At 70.5% G+C, this 26032-nt stretch carries 24 protein-coding genes, 1 pseudogene and 1 riboswitch; of the genes and pseudogenes, 7 read left to right on the top strand and 18 right to left on the bottom strand.

The window, feature by feature from the left end; all coding sequences use genetic code 11:
- Positions 1-3 precede the first annotated feature (3 nt).
- The gene (locus tag G6N64_RS09415) at positions 4-276 is read left to right on the top strand and encodes a DoxX-related protein (protein ID WP_163796655.1); all 273 of its coding nucleotides are present in this window, start codon (positions 4-6) and stop codon (positions 274-276) included.
- Here the strand turns inward: G6N64_RS09415 and G6N64_RS09410 are convergent.
- From G6N64_RS09410 to G6N64_RS09380, 7 genes are read right to left on the bottom strand one after another with little or no spacing between them, the layout of a single operon-like run.
- Complete coding sequence (locus tag G6N64_RS09410; RefSeq protein WP_163796654.1) at positions 273-1283, bottom strand: LacI family DNA-binding transcriptional regulator; 1011 nt, start codon at positions 1281-1283, stop codon at positions 273-275. The two genes, G6N64_RS09415 and G6N64_RS09410, sit on opposite strands and share 4 nt — an antisense overlap.
- The gene (locus G6N64_RS09405) at positions 1280-2518 is read right to left on the bottom strand and encodes an alpha-hydroxy acid oxidase (protein ID WP_163796653.1); all 1239 of its coding nucleotides are present in this window, start codon (positions 2516-2518) and stop codon (positions 1280-1282) included. The genes G6N64_RS09410 and G6N64_RS09405 overlap by 4 nt, the downstream gene beginning before the upstream one ends.
- Positions 2515-3963 (bottom strand): rhamnulokinase, encoded by a 1449-nt coding sequence (locus tag G6N64_RS09400; RefSeq protein ID WP_163796652.1) that lies wholly within the window; start codon positions 3961-3963, stop codon positions 2515-2517. Before G6N64_RS09400 ends, G6N64_RS09405 begins: the two co-directional genes overlap by 4 nt.
- Positions 3960-5999, bottom strand: a complete 2040-nt coding sequence (locus G6N64_RS09395; RefSeq protein WP_163796651.1) for a bifunctional aldolase/short-chain dehydrogenase — start codon at positions 5997-5999, stop codon at positions 3960-3962. The genes G6N64_RS09400 and G6N64_RS09395 overlap by 4 nt, the downstream gene beginning before the upstream one ends.
- A 3-nt stretch (positions 6000-6002) precedes the next feature.
- Entirely contained in the window at positions 6003-7163 is a 1161-nt protein-coding gene (gene rhaI, locus G6N64_RS09390) for an L-rhamnose isomerase (protein ID WP_163796650.1), read from the bottom strand.
- The gene (locus G6N64_RS09385; protein ID WP_163796649.1) at positions 7160-8485 is read right to left on the bottom strand and encodes an MFS transporter; all 1326 of its coding nucleotides are present in this window, start codon (positions 8483-8485) and stop codon (positions 7160-7162) included. Before G6N64_RS09385 ends, rhaI begins: the two co-directional genes overlap by 4 nt.
- A gap of 29 nt (positions 8486-8514) precedes the next feature.
- Entirely contained in the window at positions 8515-8862 is a 348-nt protein-coding gene (locus tag G6N64_RS09380) for an L-rhamnose mutarotase (protein WP_163796648.1), read from the bottom strand.
- A 135-nt stretch (positions 8863-8997) separates the two neighbouring features.
- On the opposite strand from G6N64_RS09380, the gene G6N64_RS09375 reads away from it, so the two are divergent.
- The 3 genes from G6N64_RS09375 to G6N64_RS09365 are packed head-to-tail and all read left to right on the top strand — an operon-like array spanning position 8998 to position 11969.
- The gene (locus tag G6N64_RS09375) at positions 8998-10209 is read left to right on the top strand and encodes an APC family permease (protein ID WP_197748372.1); all 1212 of its coding nucleotides are present in this window, start codon (positions 8998-9000) and stop codon (positions 10207-10209) included.
- Between the two features lie 27 nt (positions 10210-10236).
- Positions 10237-11526 (top strand): uracil-xanthine permease family protein, encoded by a 1290-nt coding sequence (locus tag G6N64_RS09370; protein WP_163796646.1) that lies wholly within the window; start codon positions 10237-10239, stop codon positions 11524-11526.
- Positions 11527-11546: 20 nt separating this feature from the next.
- Positions 11547-11969, top strand: coding sequence for a PPOX class F420-dependent oxidoreductase (locus tag G6N64_RS09365; protein WP_163796645.1), 423 nt, complete (start codon positions 11547-11549; stop codon positions 11967-11969).
- Here G6N64_RS09365 and G6N64_RS09360 read toward each other — a convergent pair.
- Positions 11966-13438, bottom strand: coding sequence for an HNH endonuclease signature motif containing protein (locus G6N64_RS09360; RefSeq protein WP_163796644.1), 1473 nt, complete (start codon positions 13436-13438; stop codon positions 11966-11968). The two genes, G6N64_RS09365 and G6N64_RS09360, sit on opposite strands and share 4 nt — an antisense overlap.
- Before the next feature lie 97 nt (positions 13439-13535).
- Positions 13536-14820 (bottom strand): annotated as a pseudogene (locus G6N64_RS09355) (integrase core domain-containing protein).
- A gap of 333 nt (positions 14821-15153) precedes the next feature.
- Between G6N64_RS09355 and ddaH the strand changes: the two are divergent.
- Complete coding sequence (gene ddaH, locus G6N64_RS09350; protein ID WP_163796643.1) at positions 15154-15936, top strand: dimethylargininase; 783 nt, start codon at positions 15154-15156, stop codon at positions 15934-15936.
- Here the strand turns inward: ddaH and G6N64_RS09345 are convergent.
- From G6N64_RS09345 to thiO, 8 genes are all read right to left on the bottom strand, one after another.
- Positions 15933-17366 (bottom strand): M28 family peptidase, encoded by a 1434-nt coding sequence (locus tag G6N64_RS09345; RefSeq protein ID WP_163796642.1) that lies wholly within the window; start codon positions 17364-17366, stop codon positions 15933-15935. The genes ddaH and G6N64_RS09345 overlap by 4 nt on opposite strands.
- Positions 17363-18868 (bottom strand): M28 family metallopeptidase, encoded by a 1506-nt coding sequence (locus G6N64_RS09340; RefSeq protein WP_163796641.1) that lies wholly within the window; start codon positions 18866-18868, stop codon positions 17363-17365. Before G6N64_RS09340 ends, G6N64_RS09345 begins: the two co-directional genes overlap by 4 nt.
- A gap of 14 nt (positions 18869-18882) precedes the next feature.
- Positions 18883-19641: an ABC transporter permease gene (locus tag G6N64_RS09335; RefSeq protein ID WP_163796640.1), complete on the bottom strand. Its 759-nt coding sequence runs from the start codon at positions 19639-19641 to the stop codon at positions 18883-18885.
- Entirely contained in the window at positions 19638-20549 is a 912-nt protein-coding gene (locus G6N64_RS09330) for an ABC transporter ATP-binding protein (RefSeq protein ID WP_163796639.1), read from the bottom strand. The genes G6N64_RS09335 and G6N64_RS09330 overlap by 4 nt, the downstream gene beginning before the upstream one ends.
- 13 nt (positions 20550-20562) lie before the next feature.
- A complete protein-coding gene (locus G6N64_RS09325) occupies positions 20563-21327 on the bottom strand; it encodes an SGNH/GDSL hydrolase family protein (protein WP_264002256.1) in 765 nt (254 codons plus the stop codon).
- Positions 21324-22088, bottom strand: a complete 765-nt coding sequence (gene thiG, locus G6N64_RS09320; protein WP_163796638.1) for a thiazole synthase — start codon at positions 22086-22088, stop codon at positions 21324-21326. Before thiG ends, G6N64_RS09325 begins: the two co-directional genes overlap by 4 nt.
- On the bottom strand, positions 22081-22278 hold the full coding sequence (gene thiS / locus G6N64_RS09315; protein ID WP_163796637.1) for a sulfur carrier protein ThiS: 198 nt from the start codon (positions 22276-22278) through the stop codon (positions 22081-22083). The genes thiG and thiS overlap by 8 nt, the downstream gene beginning before the upstream one ends.
- Complete coding sequence (thiO, locus tag G6N64_RS09310; RefSeq protein ID WP_163796636.1) at positions 22275-23279, bottom strand: glycine oxidase ThiO; 1005 nt, start codon at positions 23277-23279, stop codon at positions 22275-22277. Before thiO ends, thiS begins: the two co-directional genes overlap by 4 nt.
- Positions 23273-23380, bottom strand: a riboswitch (TPP riboswitch). It overlaps the preceding gene by 7 nt.
- Before the next feature lie 33 nt (positions 23381-23413).
- On the opposite strand from thiO, the gene thiE reads away from it, so the two are divergent.
- The gene (thiE, locus tag G6N64_RS09305) at positions 23414-24100 is read left to right on the top strand and encodes a thiamine phosphate synthase (RefSeq protein ID WP_163796635.1); all 687 of its coding nucleotides are present in this window, start codon (positions 23414-23416) and stop codon (positions 24098-24100) included.
- Here the strand turns inward: thiE and G6N64_RS09300 are convergent.
- Positions 24069-24575 carry an NUDIX hydrolase gene (locus tag G6N64_RS09300; protein WP_163796634.1) on the bottom strand — a complete coding sequence of 169 codons (507 nt, stop codon included), beginning with the start codon at positions 24573-24575 and terminating at the stop codon, positions 24069-24071. The two genes, thiE and G6N64_RS09300, sit on opposite strands and share 32 nt — an antisense overlap.
- 135 nt (positions 24576-24710) lie before the next feature.
- Between G6N64_RS09300 and glnX the strand changes: the two genes are divergently transcribed.
- Complete coding sequence (gene glnX, locus G6N64_RS09295; RefSeq protein ID WP_163796633.1) at positions 24711-26030, top strand: protein kinase G-activating protein GlnX; 1320 nt, start codon at positions 24711-24713, stop codon at positions 26028-26030.
- Positions 26031-26032: the final 2 nt, after the last annotated feature.

Raw genomic sequence — 26032 nt, 5'->3', positions numbered from 1 at the left:
ACCGTGCCGCAGGAGAAGTCGAATTCGAAGGCCGCCACCCTGGCCGGATTGTCGTTGACCGGAGCCGGAGTCGCGCACTTCGTGCGACCGGAACTGTTCGAGGGCATCACCAAGGCCGCCTTCCCGGACGACATCAGCCGGCACCTGCAGATCAACGGCAGCATCGAGACCGCGCTCGGCGTGGGCTTCCTCATTCCCCAGACCCGCAAGCTCGCGGTGCTGGGCTCGATCGGCTACGTGGGCTACCTCGCGGTCAACGTCCTGCGCAACCGCTAGTCCTCTCGCGTGCTCGCCCGCACCACCAGTTCCGGTGGGAACACGGGGTTCTCGGGCCGACGATCCGCATCGCCGACGGCGACGGCCATCAGTAGGTCGATCGCCGTGGCGCCGATCCGCGCCGTGGGCTGACGGATCGACGACAGCGGAAGCACGGCCGACCGGGCGAAGTCGATGTCGTCGTAGCCGATCAGCGCGACGTCCTCGGGCACGCGCAAGCCGGCCAGCATCGTGAACGCCTGCAGGACGCCGATCGCCACCAGGTCGTTGGCGCAGAACACGCCGTCGGGGCGGTCGGCGGGCGTGCGTCTCGACAGGTCCTCTCCGACGGCCCGGCCGGCGAGCACGCTCAACGTCGGTGTCTCGATGACCTCCAGTCGGACGCCGTCCGCGTCGTCGACGGCCTGGCGCGCGCCGCGATGTCGGTCGGCCACCTGCCGCAGCGTCGAGGGCCCGCCGACGAACGCGATCCGGCGCCTGCCGGTGTCGATCAGGTGCCGTACGGCCAGCCTGCCGCCCTCGACGTCGTCGACGGCCACGGAGTCGAAGGGCGTGCCGGTGCCGTCCCGGTCGACCAGCACGACGGGCGTCCCCAGCCGGCGGAGCACGTCGAGGCGCCCGAGGTCGTCGCCGATCGGCGAGACCAGCAGCCCGAACACCCGCTGCTCCAGGAAGATGTCGACGTACCCGCGCTCCTTGGCCTCGTCCTGATCCGAGGTACCGAGCAGCACCGCGAGATCGTGCTCGGCGGCTCGGCGCTCGGCGGCGCGGGCGACGTCGGTGAAGAAGGGGTTGCCGACGTCGAGCACCACGAGGCCCACGCACCGCGACCGGCCGGCGCGCAGCTGGCGTGCGGCGTCGTTGCGGACGAAGCCGAGGTCGTCGATGGCGGCGTGCACGCGCGCGATGGTCGCGGGCGACACCTTGTCCGGCGAGTTGAGCACGTTGGACACGGTGCCGACCGACACCGACGCCGCCTGGGCGACGTCGCGCATGCTCACCGTCATCTGTCCATGATGCGGGGTGCCAGTCGTTGGAGCTGGGTGACGTGGCCGGGCTCGAGTTCGTCGAGCGAGGTGACGCCGAGAAGCCGCATCGTGCGGGTGATCTGGTCGGTGAGGATCTCGATCATCCGATCGACGCCCGCCTCGCCACCGGCCATCAGGCCGTAGAGGTAGGCCCGGCCGACCATCGTGAACCGCGCCCCCAGTGCGAGTGACGCGACGATGTCGGCGCCCGACATGATGCCGGTGTCGAGGATGATCTCGGTGCGGTCGCCCACGGCCGCCACGACGGTCGGCAGCAGGTGGAACGGGATCGGTGCGCGATCCAGTTGTCGTCCACCGTGATTGGAGAGCACGATGCCGTCGACGCCGAGGTCGGCGACCGCCGCCGCGTCGTGGACGGTCTGGATGCCCTTGACCACCAGCTTGCCGGGCCACTGCGACTTGATCCACGCCAGGTCCTCGAACGTGACGGTCGGGTCGAACATCGTGTCCAGCAGTTCGGCGACCGTGCCCGACCACCGGTCCAGCGACGCGAACGCGAGCGGCTCCGTGGTGAGGAAGTCGACCCACCAGTGCGGCCGGGGGATGGCGTTCAGCACGGTCTTCGCGGTCAGCGCCGGCGGGATGGACATGCCGTTGCGCTTGTCGCGTAGGCGCGCTCCCGCCACCGGTACGTCGACCGTCACCAGCAGGGTGTCGTAGCCGGCGGCCGCGGCGCGCTCGACGAGCGCCATCGACCTGTCCCGGTCCTTCCACATGTACAGCTGGAACCAGTTGCGGCCGTGCGGGTTCGCCGCCTTGACGTCCTCGATCGACGCGGTGCCCATCGTGGAGAGCGAGAACGGGATGCCGGCGCGGGCCGCGGCGTGGGCGCCGGCGTACTCACCCTCGGTCTGCATCATCCGGGTGAACCCGGTCGGCGCGATCGCGAACGGCAGTTCCGAGCGGCCGCCGAGGATGGTGCAGCTGGTGTCCACCTTCGAGACGTCGCGCAGGATCGCGGGGTGGAACTCGATGTCTCGGAACGCCTGTCGCGCACGCGCCAGCGACAATTCTTCCTCCGCGGCCCCGTCGGTGTAGTCGAACGCCGCCTTCGGGGTGCGTCGCTTGGCGATCACGCGGAGGTCCTCGATGGTCAGCGCCGATGCGAGCCTGCGGGTGCGGGCGTTGAACTCGGGCTTCTTGAACTGCATCAGTGGGGCCAGGTCCGCGGGCCTGGGTACACGGCGCTTCATGGTGACGACCTTCCAGCCCCGACCGAGCGGGGAACGTAGCGGTGGACGGGGAACTCGGTGGCGACGAGGTGCCGCATCGCCTCGAGATCCCCGTCGATCAGGTGGTGGGCTCGCGCCGCGATCAACACGTTGCCCAGGGCGGTGGCCTCCACGGGACCCGCGACGACCGGCAGCCCCAGCCGGTCCGCGGTGAGCTGGCACAGCAGCTGGTTCTGCGCTCCGCCGCCGACGACGTGGACGGTGCACACGTCGACGCCGGAGATATCGGCGGCCTGCTGGACGCCGCGCGCGAAGTCGGCGGCGAGGCTCTCCACGATCACCCGCACCACCTCCGGCCGCGTCGACGGTCCCCGCATCCCCCGTTCGTCATACCACTCGCGGATGCGGCGCGGCATGTCGCCCGGTGGCAGGAAGCGGGAGTCGCCGGTGTCGAAGACGTCGAACCGGGTGGATACGTCGGCGGCCTGGGCCAGCAGCTCGGGGAGATCGGCGTCGTACCCGTCGTGGTGGTAGCTGCGGACGGTCTCGCTCAGCAGCCACAGGCCCATCACGTTGTGCAGCAGGCGGATCCGGCCGTCTGCGCCCACCTCGTTGGTGAAGTTGGCCTGCCACCCCGCCTCGCTGACGACCGGTGCGGGGACCTCGACGCCGACGAGACCCCACGTCCCGCACGAGACGTACGCCGCCGACTCGGCCGCCATCGGCACCGCGACCACCGCCGACGCGGTGTCGTGCGAGGCGACCGACGTCACCGCGGTACGCGACGACAGCCCGAGCTGCTCGGCGAGCGTCGGCAGTAGTGGTCCCAGCGTCGTACCGGGTTCGACGAGCGAGGGGAACAGGTCGGCCGGCAGATCGAGCCGGTCGAGCAGGTCGCGGTCCCATTCTCCGGCGGTGGTGAGCAGACCCGTCGTCGACGCGTTGGTGCGCTCGGTGACCTCCCGTCCGGTGAGCCAGTAGCCGATGAGGTCGGGGATCAGCAGCGCGCGGTCGGCGACCGCGAGGTGTCCGCCTGCCGCCTCCGCGGCGAGCTGGTACACCGTGGTGAATGGCAGGAATTGCAGGCCGTTGAGCTGGTAGAGGTCCCGGGCGCCGATGCGGGAGTGGACGGCCTCGACCCCGACGTCGGTACGCGCGTCGCGGTAGTGGTGCGGCAGGCCGAGCAGGGCCCCGCCGCGCAGCAGCCCGTAGTCGACCGCCCACGAGTCGACGCCCACGGCAACCAGGTCGTCGGCACGCCGGCCCGCCTCGGCCAGGCCGCGGCACGCCTCCGAGAACAGCCGCGGTACGTCCCAGTGCATGACCGTGCGCGCGCCGTTCCACAGCTGCACCGGGTCGTTGGAGAACCGGGCGACCTGCTCCAGGTGCAGCCGCCCCGGGCCGACGTCGGCGAGCATGACCCGTCCGCTCGTCGCCCCGAGGTCGATGGCCGCGACCTGACTCATCGCAGGAACGCCGCCGCCACGCCGGCGTCCACCGGCACGTGCAGCCCGGTGGTGTGCGAGAAGTCCGACGTGCACAGGGCGAACGCCGCGTTGGCGATGTTCTCCGGCAGCACCTCGCGTTTCAGCAGGGTGCGCTGCGCGTAGTAGGCGCCGAGTTCCTCCTCGGGGACGCCGTAGACCGCGGCGCGCTTGGCTCCCCACCCGCCGGCGAAGATGCCCGAGCCGCGCACTACCCCGTCGGGGTTGATGCCGTTGACCTTGACGCCGTGTTCGCCGAGTTCGGCGGCGAGCAGCCGGACCTGGTGTGCCTGGTCGGCCTTCGTCGCCGAGTAGGCGATGTTGTTGGGGCCTGCGAACACCGAGTTCTTCGACGAGATGTAGATGATGTCGCCGCCGAGCTTCTGGTCGATCAGCGCGCGAGCGGCGGCCTTCGAGACCAGGAACGAGCCGCGGGCCATCACGTCGTGCTGCAGGTCCCAGTCGGCCGCGGTGGTCTCCAGCAGCGACTTGGACAGCGACAGCCCGGCGTTGTTGACCACGATGTCGATGCCACCGAAGGCGAGCACGCACGCGTCGACCGCGGCCTGAATCGCAGCCTCGTCGGTGACGTCGGCGGCGATCCCCACCGCCACGTCGGGGCCGCCGATCTCCGCGGCTGCGGCCTCGGCCTTGTCTGCGTCGAGGTCGGCGATCACTACGCAGGCACCCTCGGCGGCCAGCCGGGTCGCGATGGCCTTGCCGATGCCGGACGCGGCGCCGGTCACCAGCGCGATGCGGGTGGCCAGCGGCTTGGGCTTGGGCATGCGGGCGAGCTTGGCCTCCTCGAGCGCCCAGTACTCGATGCGGAACTTCTCCGACTCGTCGATGGGGGCGTAGGTCGAGACGGCCTCGGCGCCGCGCATGACGTTGATCGCGTTGAGGTAGAACTCGCCGGCCACCCGAGCGGTCTGCTTGTCCTTGCCGTAGCTGAACATCCCGACGCCGGGGATCAGGATGATCGCGGGGTCGGCGCCGCGCATCGCGGGGCTGTCGGCGCTCGCGTAGCGCTCGTAGTACGACCGGTAGTCCTCGCGGTAGCGGTCGTGCAGTTCGGCCAGCCGGGTGCGGCAGTCCTCGACGTCCGCGTCGGCGGGGACGTCGAGCACCAGGGGCTTGACCTTGGTGCGCAGGAAGTGGTCGGGGCAGCTGGTGCCGAGGGCCGCGAGACGCGGATGCTCTGCGGCGGCGAGGAAGTCGAGGACGGGCTCGGCGTCGGTGAAGTGCCCCACCTGTGGCCGGTCGGTGGACGCGAGGCCACGCAGGAAGGGTGCGAGCGCCGCCGCCTTGGCCCGACGGTCGGCGGCGGGCAGCGGGCCGTAGCCGTCGAGCGGGGGGCCGAACGGCTCGGCCTTCCCGTTGGCGTCGAGGTAGTTCTGCGCGGCGGCGATGATCTCGAGCGAGTTCGCCTCGGCGGCCTCGGAGGTGTCGCCCCACGCGGTGATGCCGTGTCCACCGAGGATGCATCCGATCGCCTGCGGGTTGGCCCGCTTGATCTCGGCGATGTCGAGGCCCAGCTGGAAACCCGGCCTGCGCCACGGCACCCACACGACGCGGTCGCCGAAGATCTTGGCCGTCAACGACTCTCCATCGGCGGCGGTCGCGATCGCGATGCCGGAGTCGGGGTGCAGGTGATCGACGTGAGCGGCGTCGACGAGGCCGTGCATCGCGGTGTCGATCGACGGCGCGGCGCCACCCTTGCCGTGCAGGCAGTAGTCGAAGGCCGCGACCATCTCGTCCTCGCGGTCGAGTCCGGGGTAGACGTCGACCAGTGCGCGCATCCGGTCCAGGCGCAGGACCGCCAGGCCTCGATCGGTCAGCGTGCCCAGGTCGCCGCCGGATCCCTTGACCCACAGCAGGTCGACGTCCTCGCCCGTCACCGGGTCGACGTCGGTGCCCTTGGCGGAGGTGTTGCCGCCCGCGTAGTTGGTGTTCTTCGGATCGGACCCGAGCCGGTTGGATCGGGCGATCAGCTCGGTGACGGTGTCATTCGTCGTCATTCGTCATGCTCCCCAGGATGATTGGACGCCGCCGGCGCGCTCGGCTTCGATGGTCTCGCGGTAGCCCGAGTCGCGGAACGCGATCATCGGGCGCTCGGGTAGGCCCCGCTCGGCGCGCCGCTCGGCGAGCATCGGGCGGACGTCGGTGTAGAACGCGTCCATCACGATCTCGTTGGCGCCGAGCACGTCACCCGCGTCCTGCGCGACGGCCAGCGCCTCGCCGTCAACGAGCAGCGCGCGCGCCGTCATCTCCTCGACGTTGAGCACCGAGCGGATCTGGCCGGGGATCTTCGCCTCGACGTTGTGGCACTGGTCCAGCATCAGTGCGACGTCACTGTCGTCGCTCAGCCCGCCACCGCGGATCACCTCGAACATGATGCGGAACAGCTGGAACGGGTCCGCGGCTCCGACGATCAGGTCGTCGTCGGCGTAGAACCGCGAGTTGAAGTCGAACGAGCCGAGCTTCCCGAGCCGCAGCAGCTGCGCGACGATGAACTCGATGTTGGTGCCCGGTGCGTGGTGGCCGGTGTCGAGGCAGACCTTGGCCCGCTCGCCGAGCGCGGAGACGTGCGCGTACGAGGTGCCCCAGTCCGGCACGTCGGTCATGTACATCGCGGGCTCGAAGAACTTGTACTCGAGGACGAGCCGCTGGTCGGTGCCGACGTGCTGGTAGATGGTCGCCAGCGATTCGGCCAACCGGTCCTGGCGTCCGCGGATGTCGCCCTGGCCGGGGTAGTTCGTGCCGTCGGCCAGCCACACCTTGAGGTCACGGGACCCCGTCTGGTTCATCACCTCGATGCAGTCGAGGTGATGGTCGATGGCCTTCTGCCGCACCACCTTGTCGGTGTGGGTGAGGCTGCCGAACTTGTAGTCGTCGTCCTGGAACGTGTTGGAGTTGATGGTCCCCAGCGCGACGCCCTGGTCCTCGGCGTAGCGGGACAGCGCGGCGTAGTCGTCGACGCGGTCCCACGGGATGTGCAGCGCGACCCGCGGGGCGAGTCCGGTCATCCGGTGCACCATCGCCGCGTCGGCGATCTTCTCCCGGACGTCGCGCGGGGTGCCCGGCGTGCCGAAGACCTTGAACCGGGTGCCGGAGTTGCCGAACGCCCAGGAGGGCAGCTCGATTTCCAGGTTGTCGAGGACGGTGTTAGCGAAGGTGGTCATGACATTCCCTGCCCGCTGAGGTGTGTGCTCGGTGCGGTCGCCGGCAGCGGCTCGACCGGGGCTCCGTACCGTTCGTGCTCGATCTCGCGCAGGGTCTTGCCCTGTGTGCGTGGTGCCCATACTGCCCCGATCACCAGGGCCACGGTGAGCAGTCCGACGAGGAGGATGCCGACGGTGGTCAGACCCGTCGCCGCCAGCATCGTCGGGAAGAAGTAGCTCAGCAGGCCGGTCGCCGTGCGGACCACGAAGAACATGACGCCCTGCGCGCTGGCGCGGTAGGGCGTGGCGAACAACTCGCTGGCCCACAGGCTGTAGAAGGCCTGTGCGCCGATGCCGGCGGAGACGCCCCAGAGGACGGCGAAGATCAGCATGGTCGCGATGCCGCTGTCGGTGAACGCGACGAGAACAGCCCAGGCAACGATGCCGAGCGCGGCGCCGATGACGTACAGCAGGCGCTGCGACATCCGGTCGGCGTAGCGCATGAAGCCGAAGTAGGTCGCCGCCACCGTGCAGCCCCACACCAGCACCTGCAGCAGGTTCTGCTGGACCGGGCTGTGCAGACCCGCGGTGTCGTAGACGCGCGGCATGAAGATGCCGGCCTGTCCGGCGACGGTGTTCCAGAACAGGTAGATGCCGCCGAGGAACAGCAGCGCGCTGATGTTCACCTTGCGGGAGAACAGACCGCGCAGTCCGCGGGCGCCGACGGACGATCCTGCCGTCTGGCCCTCGTCCTCCCAGATCTGCGATTCGTGCAGCCCTTGGCGAACCCACCAGACGACGGCCGCGACGACGAACAGGTGCAGGAAGATCAGCCGCGAGCCGAGCAGGCCGAGCGGCGCGAGGGCCGCGGCGAGGCCGAAGCCGATGAACGGGCCCACCGACCAGGCCAGCTGGGCGGTACCGACGTGCTTGGCGCGCTCGACCGAGGGTGCCTGTTCGGCGATGTAGGTCCAGGACGCGGGAACGCCTGCGCCGACTGCCAACCCAGTGATCACGAACCCCGCGAGCAGCATGCCGAAGTCGACCGCGAACGCGGCGATGAGGACGCCGGCCATGTAGACCAGCAGGTCGTAGGTGTAGATCGCCTTGCGGCCGAAGCGGTCGCAGAGCGGTCCGCCGACGGCGGCACCCACCGCGGCGCCGAACGCGTTGGCGCTCAGCGCGGCGAGCAGCCCGACCGCGAAATTACTGATGCCGAAGGCCTCCTGCCAGAAGCCGAGGCTGGTGGCGATGGCGATGATCGACCCGGCCTCGATGTAGTTCGACATCGCGACGGCGATGGTCGCCCGCCAGCCGGTGGTGGAGTTAGCTCCGATTTTCATGGGTGTCCTGACTCGTTGGGCTCGGGGATTCAGGTGAGGTGGAAGTACTCGGTGAGGCGCTGCTGGTCGGTGGCGGGATGGGCGCCCGATCCGTCGGGTGTGGCGGGCGGCCGGAAGTACTCGGACATGACGGCCTGCCACCGTGCGTTGACCGCGGTCTCCGCCATGGTGGCGGTGGCACGCTCGAAGTCGTCGGTCTCGAGGTAACCGACGACCATGCCGTCGTCCGCGCGGAGGAACAGCGAGTAGTTGTGCCAGCCGGTGTCTCGGAGGGCATCGAGCATCTCGGGCCAGACCTCGTCGTGCGCCGCGAGGTAGTCGTCGACGCGGTCGGGCCGCAGGTGCATCACGAAACAGACGCGTTCGACGTCCGCCATGTCGCCCTCCGTTCGCACTATGAAACGTTTCAATTAGTGACCTGGGCAACATAGACACCCGGGGCTACCGACGTCAAGGGAGACGTTCATCCGGCACCGCTACTCTCGCCGCGTGGTCATCGAGGGACACCGCTTCTGAAGCGCACACTCGGCACGTTCGACGCCGTCACGATCGGACTCGGCTCGATGGTCGGCGCGGGCATCTTCGTCGTCCTCGCCCCGGCGGCTGCGGCGGCGGGCAGCGGCCTGCTGGTCGGCTTGGCCATCGCGGCGGTCGTGGCGTATTGCAACGCCACGTCGTCCGCGCGGCTCGCCGCCCTGTATCCCAGGTCGGGCGGCACCTACGTCTACGGCCGCGAACGGCTCGGCCCGTTCTGGGGATACACCGCGGGCTGGAGCTTCGTGGTCGGCAAGACCGCGTCGTGTGCAGCGATGGCGCTGACCGTGGGTTTCTACGCGTGGCCGTCGCACGCGAATGCCGTCGCAGTCGCCGCGGTGCTGGCCCTGACCGTCGTGAACGTGCTGGGGGTTCAGAAGTCGGCGCTCGCGACCCGCGTCATCGTGGCCGTCGTGCTGACGGTGCTCGTGGTCGTCGTGGTGGCGATCGTCGGAGCCGACGGCATCGATCCCGGGCGGCTGAGCGTCGCCTCCGATGCGGGCGTGGCGGGGGTGCTGCAGGCGGCGGGGTTGCTGTTCTTCGCGTTCGCCGGGTACGCCCGCATCGCGACGCTGGGCGAAGAGGTGCGCGATCCCGCGACCACCATTCCGCGGGCGATCACCGTCGCGCTCGGCATCGCGCTGGTGGTCTACGCGGTCGTCGCCGTCACCGTGCTGTCCGAACTGGGCAGTGCCGCACTCGCTTCGGCGACCGCGCCCATTGCTGACGCCGTCTCCGCGGCGGGCCACCCGGGGCTGGTGCCGGTGGTGCGCGTCGGCGCGGCGGTGGCGGCGCTCGGCTCGCTGCTGGCGCTCATCCTCGGGGTGTCGCGCACGACGCTGGCGATGGCGCGCGACCGCCACCTTCCCGGTGCGCTGGCCGTGGTGCACCCGAGATTCGACAGCCCCTACCGCGCGGAGATCGCCGTCGGCGTGGTGGTGGCGGTCATCGCCGCGCTGGTCGACGTCCGGGGTGCCATCGGGTTCTCGTCGTTCGCCGTGCTCGTGTACTACGCGATCGCCAACGCGTCGGCGTTCACGTTGGGGCGCAGAGCGGTTCCGGTGCTGGGATTGGTGGGGTGCGTCGTGCTGGCCTTCGCGCTGCCTCTCACGTCGGTGGTGATCGGCACGGCCGTCGTGGCGGTCGGCGCCCTCGCCTATGTCGTGCGGGGCCGCATCTCTGGCGCGTGACGCCGCGATGGTGTGTGATTCCCCTTCGTGAGCGCATTCAGTTGGACGCCCGTTGCCGGTGACGCCGTTGTGGTCGGACCCGACGAACGGCTGAGCTGGCCCCGCACCATCGGCATCGGCGCGCAGCACGTCGTCGCGATGTTCGGCGCGACGTTCCTGGTGCCGGTGCTGACCGGGTTTCCGCCCGCGACGACGCTGCTGTTCTCCGGCGTCGGCACGATCCTGTTCCTGATCATCACCGGGAACCGCCTGCCCAGCTACCTCGGCTCGAGCTTCGCGGTGATCTCACCGGTCGTCGCCGCGGTGGGGTCGGACGGTGCGGGCGGAGCCCTCGGCGGGCTGGTGGCGCTCGGCGTAGTGCTGATCCTGATCGGCGGGCTGGTGCACTTCGTCGGGACGCGGTGGCTGAACGCGACGCTGCCGCCGGTCGTCACGGGTGCGGTGGTCGCGTTGATCGGCTTCAACCTGGCACCGGCGGCCAAGGACAACTTCGTGAAGGGCCCGCTGGTCGGCATCATCACGCTGGTGCTGCTGGTCGGGACGCTGGCATTCTTCCGAGGGATCATCGGCAGGCTGGCGATCTTCATCGCCGTGGTCGTCGGCTACGCCCTCGCGTGGGTGCTCGACGACGTCGATGCCGAGGCGAAGGCGGCCATCGACGCCGCGGCCTGGATCGGGCTGCCGCAGTTCCAGACGCCGACGTTCTCGCTGGCGGTGCTGCCGCTGTTCCTGCCGGCGGTCATCGCGTTGGTAGCGGAGAACATCGGGCACGTGAAGTCGGTCGGGCAGATGACGGACACCGACACCGATCCGCTGATGGGCCGGGCGATCGCGGCCGACGGCGTGGCGACGACGCTGGCGGGCTTCGGCGGCGGGTCGGCGACGACGACGTACGCGGAGAACATCGGCGTGATGGCGGCGACGCGCGTGTATTCGACTGCGGCGTACTGGATCGCGGCGGTGGTGGCGATCGTGTTGGCAATGTGCCCCAAGATCGGCGCGCTGATCTCGGCCATTCCGCCGGGGGTGCTCGGCGGGGCGACCATCGTGCTGTACGGCCTGGTCGGCGTGCTGGGCATCAGGATCTGGCTGACGAACCACGTCGACTTCAGCCTGCCGATCAACCAAATGACGGCCGCCATCCCGCTGATCATCGGCATCGCCGACTTCACTTGGACTGCAGGCGATCTGACGTTCACCGGCATCGCACTCGGGTCGATCGCCGCGCTGATCGTCTACCACGGCATGAAGCTGCTCGGGTTGCGGACCGCCCGGGCGGACGACGCGACCGAGGACACCAGCCCCCTGCAGCCGTGAGCGAGTCCTAGGCTGGGGAGATGGACCACCTCACCGACGACGTCATCGCCTTCCTCTCCGAAGGCACCCGCACCGGCAAGCTGGGCTACGTCGCATCGGACGGCCGGCCGCTGGTCGCGCCGGTGTGGTTCATCGTCGAGGGCGGCCAGCTCGTCTTCAACACCGGCAGCGACACGGCCAAGGGACGCGCGCTGGCCCGTGACCCACGGGTCGTCATCTGCGTCGACGCGCAGGATCCGCCGTTCTCGTTCGTCCAGGTGCAGGGCATTGCGTCGACGGGTGAGGATCCCGACGAGTTGCTCGACACCGCCACCCGGATCGGCGGTCGCTACATGGGTGCCGATCGTGCCGACGAGTTCGGCCGCCGCAACGCAGTGCCGGGCGAACTCGTCGTGCGAGTCACGCCGACCAAGGTGATCGCCGCGTTCGACCTCGCCGACTAGAACGGTGGTGGTGGTTCGGGTTGGCGCATGCGGTTTTCGAGGAAGGTTTCCTCGTAGGTGTAGTCCTCTTCGCAGCGGTGCAGGGGTGGCGGGTTGATCCGCCGTTCCCGGTTGGCGTGTCGTTCGGCGAGGATGTCGGCGGCCTGCTGCTTGGTGCGGGTCTGACGCCGGCGCGGCATCATCGCCGTGCGGTCACCACCGGACTCCCCGCCAGCGTTGGCGGGGGTGGCGGGTCCGGTCGGGACGCTCAGTGCGGGGAACACCTCCCCACTACCCGGGGAGGTGGGGTAGCACTCCCCGGCCGGGGAGGTCCACAGCACCGTCCCGTCCGGGGCCTGCTCGTCACGCCACCCCCAGAACGTCTTGCACAAGTGGTGGAACCGGCACAGGCACTTCAGGTTCGACGCGTGGGTGCGCCCACCGGCCGACCACGGCACCGTGTGGTCGACGTCGCAGTCGAACGCCGCCACCTCACACCCGGGGAACCGGCACGTCAGGTCCCGGGCCCGCACGAAGTTCGCCAACCCCCGCGACGGCCGATACCCACACTCCGGTTCCGCCGCCGTCCCGGGGTGCAGGACCGGGCGCAGCCGGGAGTCCCGGGCCAACTCCGCGACGACCTCCGGCGGGATCACCCCCTCATACCCCGCGGTGACCGCGACCCCGCGCCGATCCCCGTCCAGGGCGGCCTGGTCGGCGACGACGTGGATGACGACCGCACTGGTCACCCCGGTGCCGCCGGCGGGGCAGTCGTCGCGGCGGCAGTGGCACGCCATCCGGGCCGCCCCGACCGCCAGCGCGGCCATCGCATCCGCGCGCCGCTGCGCGAACGTCCGCGGATCGTCGCCGCACACCGTGTTCGCCAACTCGGTCAGCCGCGCCGACACCGCCGCCGCATCGGTGGCGTACACCGTCGCGGTGACGTAGGCCAGGCCGTGTTCGATGCCCTCGATCGTCACCCCACGGTCGGCGACGCGGTGTTCGCGGCGCCGGACCGCGTCGAGGTCGACCTCGGCGACGATCGCGTCGATCCGGGCGTCCAGCGCGGTCCGGTTCAACCGGCCCCAGCGTGGTGCCCGCCGCGCGAGGACGGCGTCCACCCCGGCCAGAATCGCGTCGTCGAGGATCAACCCGGTCCGGAACGCCGCCGCCCGAAACGTCGCTTCGTCGACGTCGCCGGCGAGGAACCGTTCCCCCAGCAGCGGCAACTGCTCCCGTAGCGCCCGGGCATACCGGACATGAGCGCCGGCCTGGCCGCGGGATACTCCGAGGGCGGCGGCGATCTCCACCGTCGCCGCCCCGGTCGCATCCACCCACCACTCCTCGGTACCGTCCCCACCCTCGGCGAGGCGCAACTGCATGAAGTCCGCGATCGCCACCAGCCGCTGCGCGGCGGCCTGGGCCTCCGTACGCGCCGCCGACCCCATCCGCTGCAACAGCAGCACCGCGGGATCGGATGAATCGAACATGTGTTCGATTCTACAGGACGTGACCGACATAGCACTGTGTGATGTCTCAGGACATAGGTGACAGTTCTGCATCAGGACTTCGGTGACAGTTGATGTGTCAGGACTTCGGTGACGGTCTGTCGGTTTTGGGGCGTGGGCCCCGTGGTCGACCGTTGCCGACGTATCGAATACCGGGTGCGGGTCGGGTGTGCTCGGCGAGGACTTCGCCCTGAAGGTCGGTGATGATGACCTGGTCGTCGACGGTGACGACGAGGACCTGCTCGAAGGCGCGTTGTGCGTCGACTCGGTAGGTGACCGTGTCCAGATGAATGGTCCCCGCAGTGCTGATCGTTCTGGCACGGGTGTTGGCGGGCAGGTTCGGTGGTGGCGGAGTGCGGGGCCTGCGGTAGGCGCTCGGAACGGGCGCTGGGTAGATCGGCCGGTCCGGCTGGGGACGGGGCGGATCGGCGTGGGGGGTGGCGTCCCACGCCGTCTGCGGGGTGATGCGACCGGGCAGGCCCTGGTGGGGGCGTTCGGTGTTGTAGAGGTGGTCGAACGCGTCGACCCTGGGCTTGGAGTTCGGCCAGCGATCCGGCGAGCGGTTGCTTGTCGAGGTAGCGGAACAGGGTCTGATGGAAGCGTTCGTTCTTGCCCTGGGTGGTCGGCTTGTAGGGCTTGCCGGTGATGGTCTGCACGCCTAGGGCGCCCACATGACTGACGAGTCGGCCGAGGTGTCCGCGCCGGGACGGGTTGAGCGCGGCCCCGTTGTCGGACAACAGTCGTTGGGGTACACCACGATCGGCGACGGCCTTGTCGAACACTGCGATGGCGGCCTGGGCCGTCTCAGACCACGCCACGTGGGAGGCGACCGCGTAGCGGGAGTGGTCGTCGATGAGCTGGAAGATCACGCACGTGCGCCCGCCGCTGAGGACGTACTCGGTCGCGTCGAGTTGCCAGCACGCATTCGGTGCCGGGTAGACGAACCGTCGCCACGCCGAACGGGCCTTTTTCTTCGGCTCGAGCCGAGCCACGCCGGCCTCCCGGAAGATCCGCGCCAGCGCCGCCGTGGACGGCACCTGCGGCAGGCCCATCGCGTGCATCTTGTCGTGCACACTGATCGGCCCGTGATCCAGTCCGGAGGCCTCCAGGGCAGCACGTACCGCCACTGCCTGCGCCTTGACCTCATCACTCAACCTCGACGGACTCGACTTCGGTCGTCGTGTCCTCGGTTGCAGCACCGCGGCCTGCCCGTCGGCTATCGCGCGTTGACGTAACGCGTAGAACGACTTTCTTGAGATACCGTGCTCGGCGCAGAACGTCGAGACCGCACCCCGCGGCGCGTCATCGGGCCACTGCGAGATCGCCAGCCGGACGCGAGGATCGATGGGTTCATTGACAGCCACCCCGGCAGCCTCGGTGCAGAAGTGTCACCACCAAGACCAACCGAAACGTCACCGATGTCCTGATGCAGAACTGTCACCCATGTCCTAAGAGATGACAACCGACATAGCACTGCCTTTTCGAGGACACCGTGGGGCCCTGCCTGATTTTCGTCCACCAAGGCTGAGTAGTGAACCCATCGATCCCAGTCCGTCGCCGGCGGCAGTACTCGAGCAAGCGGACGAGCAGACTCTCGTCGTCATGGAGCGGAAGTGCTCACCGCACACACTCGCGCCCCACATCCGAAGACCACCCAAGTGTCGCCGAAGGCCCGACCACCATGACAGCATCGATCCATGTCCGCCCGCCACGCCCTCGTCCGCAGACCGTCACCCCGACTGAACGAAGGACTCGTCACCCACATCGACCGCAGCGAGGACGTCGACGTCGAACTCGCGCAACGACAGTGGGACGGTTACGTCGCCGCCCTCACCGATGCGGGATGGACGACGCACGAGGTGCCGCTCGCACCGGAGTGCCCGGACTCCGTCTTCGTCGAGGACACGATGGTCGTCTACGGCGACCTCGCCGTCATCAGCCGTCCCGGTGCCGATCAACGCAAGCCCGAGACGGCCGCGGCCGAGGAGGCGGTGCGTGCGCAGGGCTACCGCATCGCGCACATCGAGGCGCCCGGCACCCTGGACGGCGGCGACGTCCTCAAGCACGGCGGAACCGTCTGGGTCGGCCGAGGTGGTCGCACGAATGACGCTGCGATCGAACAGCTTCGAACCCATCTCGAGCCGCTCGGCGCGCACGTCGTGACGGTGCCCCTGACCAAGGTGCTACACCTGAAGTCCGCCGTCACGGCCCTGCCCGACGGCACGGTGATCGGCTACGAGCCCGTCGTCGACGACACGAGCGTCTGGGGTGACCGCTTCCTCGCCGTCCCGGAGGAGCCGGGCGCACACGTCGTCCTGCTCGGCGACGACCTGCTCCTGATGTCGGCGGCCGCGCCGGAGAGCGCCAAGATCTTCGAGGACCGCGGCTACCGCACCGTGCAGGTCGACATCTCCGAGTACGAGAAGCTCGAGGGCTGCGTGACGTGCCTGTCCGTCCGACTGCGCGGACGCCCCGGCTAACCGCGCGACGGCAGCCCGTTCGGCCCGTCCGTCGACGCCGCGTAGGTACCGACGACGAAAGCCACAGCGGGCCCGGTGATCCCGAGTGCGTCGCGGTCGACGTTGGCGATGGTGTCGCGGCGGGTGCGGTACGCGGGGTCGAACGGTTGACCCGCTTGGCCACCCCACAGCCGGGCCTGCACCTCGGTCTTCCGGCCGGCCGCACCTGTGGTGATGCCGCCGATCGGGATGCCCGCGGCAAGGAACGGGGCGTAGTCGCCCGACCGTCCGAGCGGCTGATCCGCGGGCCGCTTGCCCGCCAGGTTGAGGTATCCGGCCAGCGTCCGCTCGATGCCGGCAGACCCGGCCGGGACGCTGGCGGCGGGCACCTGCGGGTTGGGCGCACCGGACTGGTCGCCGTCGTAGGTGAAGTACCCGGCGTTGGTCGAGCCGATCTGATCGGCGTTCAGGTACATCGCGAGGTCGGCCTCGCCATCACCGCCGAGACCCGCGAGGTACTTCGTCGATCCCTCCTGGCCCGCCTCCCCCGCACCCCAGAACGCGAACCGCACCGCGTTGGTGACATCGGGCGACGAGCCGAGCCGCACCGCCGTCTCCAGCACCGCCGCGACACCCGACCCGTCGGCGTTCAGCCCGGGACTGCGAGGCGCGGAGTCCAGGTTGGTGCCCGCGACGATCACCCGGTGCGGATCACCGGTCTTCGTCTGCGCCAGCACGTTCCGCGACGTCACGGTGCGCGACTTCGCATCGAGCACCAGCTTCACCCGAGCGGAGGTGCGGCGCAGCGCGGCATCGGCATCGCTACCGATCACCGCGACGGGCCCCTTCAGCTGCTGGTAGTAGCCCGGCGTGAACAACCCCGGCGCACCGGAGTCGCTGACCACCAGCAGACCCACCGCACCCTCGCCGGTCGCCACGTTCTGCTTTTCCACCAGCGAGCAGTCGGCGTCGTCGACGACCACGATCGCGCCGCGCACCCGCACGTCGCCGTAGTCGGCCGTCGTGCACCCTGCTGACTTCTCGGGCCGGAGGGTCTGCGCGGTCAACCCGCCGGCGGGGGTGGGGACCAGCAGCGACGCCTGGTCCACCGGGAAGCTGCGACCGCCGACCGTCAGCGTCGGGGCACCCGCCGCCGCCAGCACGACGCGGTCGAAGTCCGCGGTCTCGACGTCGAAGCCGTTGTCGCGCAACACTCCCGCGACGTAGTCCACGCTCGCGTCGTAACCGGGCGTGCCGTCCGCCCTGCTGCCGCCGTGCTCGTCGGCGATGTCGCTCAACCGCTGCAGGTGGCCGAACATCCCGTCGACGGTGACCTTCGCGGCCAGGTCGCGCGCCAGATCGACCGGCTCCGCGGCCTTCTCGGGCGCACTGCACGCCGCGAGCACGACGACCGCCACCGCGGCGACCGCACCGGCGACGGTCCGCGTCACTGGTCCTTCACCACGTGCCGGGTGCGGTCCTCGCGGATGGGGACGCCGTTGCGCCCCGTCTCGTCCTGCGCGTACAGCCCCACCGCGTAGGCCACGCCGCGACCCTGGATCTCGAAGGCCGTGCGGTCGATGTTCTCGATCGTGTCACCGGGCTTGTGGTAGTTCGGGTCGAACGGCTTCTCGCCCTGGCCGCCCCACAGGTCCGCCTCCTCAGGCGTCTTGTTGTCCTCGGCGCCGGCGAACAGTCCGCCGGAAGGAACGCCCGCCTGAGTGAACCCGTCGTAGTCGGAACGGCCGTCGAAGCCGGTGTCGCGCCCCTGCTTTCCCGCTCCGTCGAGGTAGGCGGTCAGCGTCCGCTCGATGCCCGCGGACCCCTCCGGCACGCGCGGCACCCCACCGGGCGACGGCGGCGCCGACTGGTCGCCGTCGTAGGTGAAGTAGCCCGGATTGGGCGACGCCAGCATGTCGAAGTTGAGGTAGAGCGCGATGTCCTTGAGCGCCTCGACGTCGAGGGTCTGCACGTACTTGGTGGACCCGATCAGCCCGAGTTCCTCGGCACCCCAGAACCCGAACCGCACGGCGTTGCGCACCTGCGGTGAACTCCCCAGCTGCACCGCGGTTTCCAGCACGGCGGCCACGCCGGAGCCGTTGTCGTTGATGCCCGGGCCCTCGGGCACGGAGTCGAGGTGGGCACCCGCCATCACGACGTTCGACGTGTCGCCGGTCTTGGTCTGGGCGACGACGTTGCGCGTGCGCTCCACGCGCACGCCGGCGTTGAGCTTGAGCACGACCTCGCCGGGATTCTGACGCAGTCGCGCGCCGTCGGCCTTGGTGATGCCGACGACGGGGATCTTGACGTCCGCGGTGGCGCCGAGCGTGCCACCGATTTGGTCGCCGTCGACGTTGTTGACGACGATCATGGCGCGCGCCCCGCGATCGGCGGCGATCTGCTGCTTGATGCCGAAGGCGCACGAGCCGCGGTCGACGAGCACGACGGCGCCCTCGACCGGCAGGCCGTCGTAGTCGGCGGGCGCGCACCCCGGGGTCTCGTCGACACGGGCGGGCACCAGCCTGCCGGTGACGCCCTCGGGCGGCGTGCCGATGGTGTAGTTCAGCGGGGTCGCCTTCACGGTCGCCCCGCCCACCGACAGCGCCGGCTCGTCGGCGAAGGGCAGCCGGACCTCGAACTCGTCGGTCGTGACGTCGAAACCCTTGTCGCGCAACACCCCGGCGACGTAGTCGACGCTGGCCGCGTACCCGGGCGTGCCGAGCGCGCGGTTGCCGCCGTTGGCGTTCGCGATCTCCTGCAGCTTGCCCAGGTGCGCCATCATCGCATCGACGGTCACCCTGTCCTGCTGCTGTCGGGCGAAGTCCGCAGCAGCGCCGGCGTCCGGCGCGGGTGCGCTCGACGGGGCCTCCGGCGACGACGATCGTCCACAACCGGCCAGCACCAACATCGTCACCGTGAGGATCACCATCGTGATCCGAGATCCCTGCCGCATCGTCCCCACGTTAGTCACGCGTCGCGGGAACCGACCACGACGGTGGCAGCGGCGAAGGCCACCGCGACGACGACGACGAAGTAGCACAGCGACCCGAACGGGCCCCACGGCATCGCATAGGTCGGGAACAGCCACTGCACGTCGGCGAACGTGAACACGTTGCCGAACGGCAGGAAGGGTCCGATGCGTGGCCCGACGGTCGGCAGGTTGCCGAGGATGGGTTCGACGACGAGCGGCCACAGCAGCAGAATCGCGACCGCGCCGGCGGCGTGCCGTACCAGCGCGCCCACCGCGACCCCCAGCACCGCGGCGACGGCGGCGAACACCGCGAGCGCGAGGGCGAGTCGCCACACCTCCGGACCGGCGAGCGACAGGTCGGCACCGATCATAGGATCGGCCGACAGCCGGGCGACCGCGACCGCCGCGATCACCAGGACGACGGTGAACACCGCGGAGAACAGCGCGCAGACAACGGCTTTGGCGGCCAGTACGAGCGTCCGGTTCGGCGTCGCCGCGAACGTGTACCGGATGGTCCCGGTGCGGTACTCGCCCGTCACGGTCATCGCGGCGACCACCATGAGCAGCGGCACGCCGAACACGGCCACGCCCATCGCGGCCTGCTGCGGTGCCAGACCTGCCGCGCCGTACGCCGTCGCACCCTGCAGGGCCGCCACGCCGAGGCTGAGCGCGGCCGCCGCCAACGCCGACCACAGCGGTGACCGAATGGTGACGAGTTTGATCCGTTCGGCGTTGAGCGCCGTCATGGCCGTCATCGGTCGGCCGTCCGGTACTGGACCTCGTCCTCGGTGAGTTCGAGGTAGGCCTCCTCGAGCGACGCGCGATGGGTGCTCAGCTCGTGCAGCGTGATCCCGTTGCGTGCGGCGAGTTCACCGATGACGTCGATCGCGGCGCCCCGGACGACGAGTGCCGCGCCGTCGGGTCCGATCTCCGCCCCGATGCCCGCCTCCGACAGCAGCCCCGCGAACTTCTCGAGCTGTGGGCTGCGCACCAGCACGGTGCCCGAACCGGAGCCGGCGACGAACGACGCGACGTCGGTGGCCGCGATCAGCTTGCCGCGGCCGATGACGACCAGCCGGTCGGCGGTGTTGGCCATCTCGGCCAGCAGATGACTGGAGACGAAGACCGTGCGCCCCTCGGCGGCCAACGCCCGCATCAACGTGCGGACCCACCGGATGCCCTCCGGGTCGAGTCCGTTGACGGGCTCGTCGAACAGCAGGACCGGCGGATCTCCGAGCAGCGCGACGGCGATGCCGAGGCGCTGGCCCATGCCGAGCGACAGCGTGCCCGCACTCTGGTCGGCGACCGACTCGAGGCCGACGACGTCGAGGACCTCGTCGACGCGCGTCACCGGGATGCCGTTGGCGGCGGCGATCCAGCGCAGGTGATTGCGGGCCGACCGGCCGGGGTGGACCTGCGTGGCGTCGAGCAGCGCGCCGACCGTGCGCAGCGGATCGGTCAGCTCGCGGTAGCGCTTGCCGCCGATGGTCGCGGTGCCCGACGACGGCCGGTCCAGCCCGAGGATCATCCGCATCGTGGTGGTCTTGCCCGCACCGTTGGGGCCGAGGAACCCCGTCACCACACCCGGTTCGATGGTGCAGGTGAGGTCGTCGACCGCCCGGGTGCGGCCGAAGCTCTTGGTGAGTCCCGACAGCTCGATCACGACGTCGATGATTTCAGGTCAGTGCGGCGACGACGAGGTCCGCCACGGCCCGCATGCCCGCGGCGTTGGGGTGCAGGGGCGCGGGCCGCCCCGGCAGCGGCAACCCGACGCGGGTCGTCCACGGGTCGGCTGACCACGCGTGATGGTCGACGCTGGCATCGGCCACGTGTACGACCTCGCATCCGGTGTCGGCGGCCGCGGTTTCGGTGTGCCGCTTGAGCGTGTCGGCGATCCGCCTGCCAGTGTCGGCATGGGTGTCGGACAGCGGCGGCGCCGGGGTGCCCGCGGGCGGCAGCAGCGTCAGGTAGTCGACGAACAGGATCCGGGCGTCCGGCGCCTTCGCGCGCAGCGCCCGGCCCACGGCGGCGAGGGCGGTCGGCACCCGATCGAGTGCAGCGTCCCGCGCGGCGGGGTCGAGCAGCTCGCGGACCTTGCCGCCGAGCAGTGGCACCGATGCCACGAACCGCGGCAGACCGGCGGCGAACAGGAAGGGGACGTACCCGACGTCGTTGCCGCCGATCGTCACGGTGATCAGCTCCTCGGTGCCGTCGATCCGGGTGATCTGCGGCGGAGTCCCGCGCTGCGCCTCGTGCAGGACGTTGGCGGTGGTGGCACCGGAGAACGTGACGTCGGCCAGGTCGTGACCGAGCCTCGTAGCGACCAGGTGCGGGTAGTTGACCGCCGACCGCCCCGAGCCGAACGGCGCACCCGACGCGGTGGGCCGGATGCCCGGCCCGGCCGCCATCGAGGAACCGAGCGCGACGTAGCGACCCGTCACGGCGTCATCGGACTGGACGCCTGCGCCCAGTAGCGCTTGGGAATTCGTCCCGCCAGACGGGCGAGATGCCCCGCCTGGACCGCGGCGGCCATCGCGGCCGCCATCAGTCGGGGGTTGGTCGCCCGGGTCACGGCGGTCGCGAGCAGGACCGCGTCGCACCCGAGTTCCATGGCCAGGGCGGCGTCGCTCGCGGTGCCGATGCCCGCGTCGAGGATCACCGGCACGCCGGCGCGGTCGACGATCATCTCGATGTGGTGTGGGTTCGCGATGCCCAGCCCGGTCCCTATCGGCGAGCCCAGCGGCATGACCGCCGCGCACCCGACGTCCTCGAGGCGGCGGGCCAGCACCGGGTCGTCGTTGGTGTAGGGCAGCACGACGAACCCGTCGTCCACCAGTTGCTCTGCGGCACGGACCAATTCGATCGCATCCGGCAGGAGGGTGCGCTCGTCGGCGATCACCTCCAGCTTCACCCACTCGGTGCCGAGCGCCTCGCGGGCCAGCTGCGCGGTCAGCACCGCCTCCGCGGCGCCGCGGCAGCCCGCCGTGTTCGGCAGCGGCGTGATGCCCAGGCGGTTCAGCAGATCGAGGACGCCGGTGCCGCTCTCGGCGTCGACACGGCGCATCGCGACCGTCGTCAGCTCGGTGCCCGACGCGACGAGCGACTCCTCGAGTACGGCGAGATTGGCCGCACCACCGGTCCCCATGATCAACCGGGAGCCGAAGCTACGGCCACCGATGGTCAGCTTGCCCGAGTCAACCACCCTGCACCGCCGTCACCACTTCCACCTTCGCACCGTCGGGCAGCACGCGATCCCACTCCGACCGCGGCAGCACCGCCCAGTCGATGGCCACCGCGATCCCCTTGTCCGGCAGGCCCAGCGTCGTCAACATCGTTGCCACGGTGCTGTTCTCGTCCAGAACGACGTCCTCGCCGTTCACCGTCACCATCATGCGGGCACTCCCACCGTCAGCTCGGCGGCGATCGTCTCGGCCGTCCACGGCGCGAGCAGGAACCCCGACCGGCCGTGGCCGGTCGCCACCAGCGTGCGTTCGTCGAGCCTGCCGACGATCGGCAGGTTGTCCGACGTCATCGGTCGCAGTCCGGCCGCCGTCTCGGCCAGTTCGTACTCGCCGAGCGCGGGGACCACCTCGCACGCGTCGTCGAGCAGGTCCCGCACCCCGGAGACGGTGGGGGCGGTGTCGCGACCGTGCTCGTACTGGGTGGCGCCGACGACGACGCCATCGGGCCGCGGCACCAGGTACACCTGCCTGCCGTGCACGCGGGCACGGATCACGCGCGTCGGCACCGGCATGCACCCCTTGCGCCAGCGCAACCGAAGCACCTCGCCCTTGACCGGCCGGACGTCGAGGCCCGGCCAGAGCGTCGGCGCGTCGACTCCGTTCGCGAGCACGGTGACGTCGGCGTCGCGCGTTTCGTCCAGCGATTCGACCGGCGGCGCCCACCGCACCCCGAGCGCTTCGCATGCATCGGTGAGCGCGGCGAGCAGAGCGCGATTGTCGACGGCGAGTTCGGTGTCGGCGACGAGGCCATGCCGGATGCCCTGCGCCAGCAGGGGTTCGTGGTCGCGAGCAGCGCGGGTCGCGGTGACGGGATGGCCCTGCGCGGCGAGCCACTCACCCATGGTCGCGAGGTCGGCCGCGTCGGCGCGGTCGACGGCGACGACCAGCGACTCGCGCGCGGTGACCACGGCATCGGGCAGCCCGGTCAGGAAGTCGTCGTGCCACAGCCGCAGCGACTCCATCCCGATCCGCAGGAGCTCCTCCTCGCCCGGCCAGCCCTCGCTGTGCGGAGCGATCATGCCGCCGCCGACCCAGGACGCGCCGGGGGTCGCCGTGCGATGCACGCGCACCGACCACCCGTCCCGCGCGGCGCGGCGAGCCACCGACAGCCCGATGACGCCGCCGCCCACGACGGCCAGCTCGTACGACATTCGCTCCTGCTCCCTTCGCCGGCATGACCCGGATCAGGTGTGACGGTAAGGGCCGCGTGCCCACTCTCAGCCCCGCTGCCGGGACTCCCGTGACGCTGCCGTCAGCCTACCCGCGGGCACGCTAGCTTGGGCATGTGCGACGACCCCGCGAGCGGCTCCGGACCGCCCAGCTGTACTTGTGCACCGACGCCCGACGCGAGCGCGGCGACCTCGCCGACTTCGCCGACGCCGCACTGCGCGGCGGCGTCGACGTCATCCAGCTCCGCGACAAGGGGTCCGCGGGCGAACGGCAGTTCGGGCCGCTCGAGGCACGCGGTGAACTGGCCGCCCTCGAGGTGCTCGCCGACGCGGCCCGCCGACACGACGCCCTGCTCGCCGTCAACGACCGCGCCGACCTCGCCCGCGCCGCGGGTGCCGACGTGCTGCACCTCGGCCAGGACGACCTGCCGCTACTGATGGCACGCGACGTGATCGGATCGGGACCGCTGATCGGGCGGTCCACCCACGACGAGGCGCAGGTGGCCACGGCGCTGGTCGACGAGGTCGACTACTTCTGCGTCGGTCCGTGCTGGCCGACGCCTACCAAGCCCGGCAGACACGCGCCGGGTCTGGACCTGGTCCGCCACGCCGCCCGGACGGCCGGGGACAGGCCGTGGTTCGCGATCGGCGGGGTCGATGCCGAGCGCCTGCCCGCCGTGCTCGACGCCGGCGCCACCCGCATCGTGGTGGTGCGGGCGATCACCGCCGCCGACGATCCCACCGCGGCCGCAGCCGAGCTGAAGGCGGCGCTCAGTCCCGCCCGTCGACCAGCAGCGGGATAGTCGCGGTCAGGGCGCGCAACCGCGCCCAGCTGGCCGCGAAACCGGGGTGCAGCGGCAGGCCTGCGACGTCGTCCTCGGCCACCCAGCGCAGCTCCGCGCTCTCCCGGTTGGCGACGGTGGCCAGCGGTTCGGGCGCGTCGGCGATGACGGTCGTATAGCTCCAGGCCGGACCGGACGGCCCCGGCACCTCCGAGGTGACGATGGTCTTGCGCACCGTCATCAGGTCGGCCGTCAGTCCGGCCTCCTCGTTCGCCTCGCGGACCGCTGCCTCCTCGGGCGTCTCGTGGCTGTCGCGGGCGCCGCCGGGCAGCCCCCACGTCCCGCCCTGGTGGCTCCACACGGCGCGGTGCTGCAGCAGCACCGCCGCGCTGCCACCAGGCCAGGGCGCACGCAGGAGCAGTCCCGCCGCCCCGTACCGACCCCAGAAATGAGCACCGTCGTCCGACAGCACCCAGCCGTCACCGTCACCTCGCACCACACCAGGATAGAAACCCAGTCGAAACCTGCACGTGTCCCCGATTGCCACCGCGTCGCACCGGAAACTCTTAGACTTCTTTCATAGAATCGGAACACCCCTACCGGCCGCCGGAAAGTCGAGGTCCGCGCACAGGTGACTGTGGAGTTGGCGCATCCTTCCACCGAACCTCTCGCGTCGCGGTCGCCCACCACACCGACCCACCCGCGGTGGTGGTTCCTCTGGACCACGCCCGGTCGAATCCTGACCATCGGCGTCGTGCTGGCCACGTTGGTGATGGCGTCTGCCTTCGCCACCTCGAGCACGATCAACGATCGTCAGCAGGCGCTCACCACGGTCCTCGACCACACCGAGCCGCTCGCGTTCGCCGCGGGTGAGCTGTACACGACGCTGTCCGTCGCCGACGCCGCCGCGGCCACCGCGTTCATCGCGGGCGCCGAACCGCGCCCCGTCCGGCAGCGCTACGAGCAGGCGATCACCGATGCCGCCGTCGCGCTGACCCGGGCCTCGAGCGGCCTGACCGACGAGGACATGGTGCAGCTGCTGGGCCGGATCAACGCCCAGCTCGCGGTGTACACCGGGCTCGTCGAGACGGCGCGCACCAACAACCGCGCCGGCTATCCCGTCGGTTCGTCGTATCTGTCCGAGGCGTCGTCGCTGATGCAGACGCAGATCCTGCCCGACGCACAACGGCTCTACGAGGAGACCTCGCTGCGGGTGGACTCCGAGACCACGGCGTCGACGAGGATCCCGGCGCCGGTGATCCTGGTGGTGCTCGCGACGATCCTGTTCGGCGTCTTCGCCAACCGGTGGCTGTCCCGGCACACCCGCCGACGGGTCAACGTCGGCTTCGTGGTCGGCGGGCTCGCGGTCCTCGTGATGATCGTCTGGGTGGGCACCGCGATCATCATCTCGACGCTCGACAGCCGCAGCGCCAAGAGCACGGCCGCCGAATCCCTCAAGACCGTGACCACCATGGCGATCACCGCCCAGCAGGCGCGCGCCGACGAGACGCTGTCGTTGATCCGGCGCGGCGACGAGGGCGTCCGCAAGCAGTCCTACTACCAGCGCATCGACACCATGCAGCAGCAACTCTCGGCCTATCTGGGCCGCGACGACGCCATCGACAAGGCCGACCTCGCCGACGCCGAACAGCTGCTGCGCCGGTGGCGTGCCGCCGACGACCGGATAAACGCCTACATCGCCGTCGGCAACTACCAGGCCGCCACCCAGGTGGCGCTCGGAACCGGCGAGGACGACTCGACGCCCGCGTTCGACAAGCTCGACGCCGCGCTGAGCAAGGGCATCGCCGAGAGCAGGCAGCAGCTGCGCAGCGACATCGTCAACGCGCGGCGGGTGCTGTCCGGCGCGACCGTCGGCGCCGCGGCGCTGAGCGTGATGGCGGCGATCGCCGTGGCGCTTGGCCTGTGGCCGCGACTGAGCGAGTACAGGTGACC

The organism is Mycolicibacterium sediminis (assembly GCF_010731735.1).
GTDB classification, from domain to species: domain Bacteria; phylum Actinomycetota; class Actinomycetes; order Mycobacteriales; family Mycobacteriaceae; genus Mycobacterium; species Mycobacterium sediminis.
This window is presented reverse-complemented; position numbering and strand designations above follow the sequence as displayed.

What these genes read in the sequence shown, in the direction of transcription:
- G6N64_RS09340 (WP_163796641.1), bottom strand. Translation starts at nt 18,868, where the DNA reads ATGCGGCAGGGATCTCGGATCACGATGGTGATCCTCACGGTGACGATG.
- G6N64_RS09410 (WP_163796654.1), bottom strand. Translation starts at nt 1,283, where the DNA reads ATGACGGTGAGCATGCGCGACGTCGCCCAGGCGGCGTCGGTGTCGGTC.
- G6N64_RS09335 (WP_163796640.1), bottom strand. Translation starts at nt 19,641, where the DNA reads ATGACGGCCATGACGGCGCTCAACGCCGAACGGATCAAACTCGTCACC.
- G6N64_RS09405 (WP_163796653.1), bottom strand. Translation starts at nt 2,518, where the DNA reads ATGAAGCGCCGTGTACCCAGGCCCGCGGACCTGGCCCCACTGATGCAG.
- G6N64_RS09400 (WP_163796652.1), bottom strand. Translation starts at nt 3,963, where the DNA reads ATGAGTCAGGTCGCGGCCATCGACCTCGGGGCGACGAGCGGACGGGTC.
- ddaH (WP_163796643.1), top strand. Translation starts at nt 15,154, where the DNA reads ATGTCCGCCCGCCACGCCCTCGTCCGCAGACCGTCACCCCGACTGAAC.
- thiS (WP_163796637.1), bottom strand. Translation starts at nt 22,278, where the DNA reads ATGATGGTGACGGTGAACGGCGAGGACGTCGTTCTGGACGAGAACAGC.
- rhaI (WP_163796650.1), bottom strand. Translation starts at nt 7,163, where the DNA reads ATGACCACCTTCGCTAACACCGTCCTCGACAACCTGGAAATCGAGCTG.
- thiO (WP_163796636.1), bottom strand. Translation starts at nt 23,279, where the DNA reads ATGTCGTACGAGCTGGCCGTCGTGGGCGGCGGCGTCATCGGGCTGTCG.
- G6N64_RS09395 (WP_163796651.1), bottom strand. Translation starts at nt 5,999, where the DNA reads ATGACGACGAATGACACCGTCACCGAGCTGATCGCCCGATCCAACCGG.
- G6N64_RS09360 (WP_163796644.1), bottom strand. Translation starts at nt 13,438, where the DNA reads ATGTTCGATTCATCCGATCCCGCGGTGCTGCTGTTGCAGCGGATGGGG.
- G6N64_RS09385 (WP_163796649.1), bottom strand. Translation starts at nt 8,485, where the DNA reads ATGAAAATCGGAGCTAACTCCACCACCGGCTGGCGGGCGACCATCGCC.
- G6N64_RS09365 (WP_163796645.1), top strand. Translation starts at nt 11,547, where the DNA reads ATGGACCACCTCACCGACGACGTCATCGCCTTCCTCTCCGAAGGCACC.
- G6N64_RS09380 (WP_163796648.1), bottom strand. Translation starts at nt 8,862, where the DNA reads ATGGCGGACGTCGAACGCGTCTGTTTCGTGATGCACCTGCGGCCCGAC.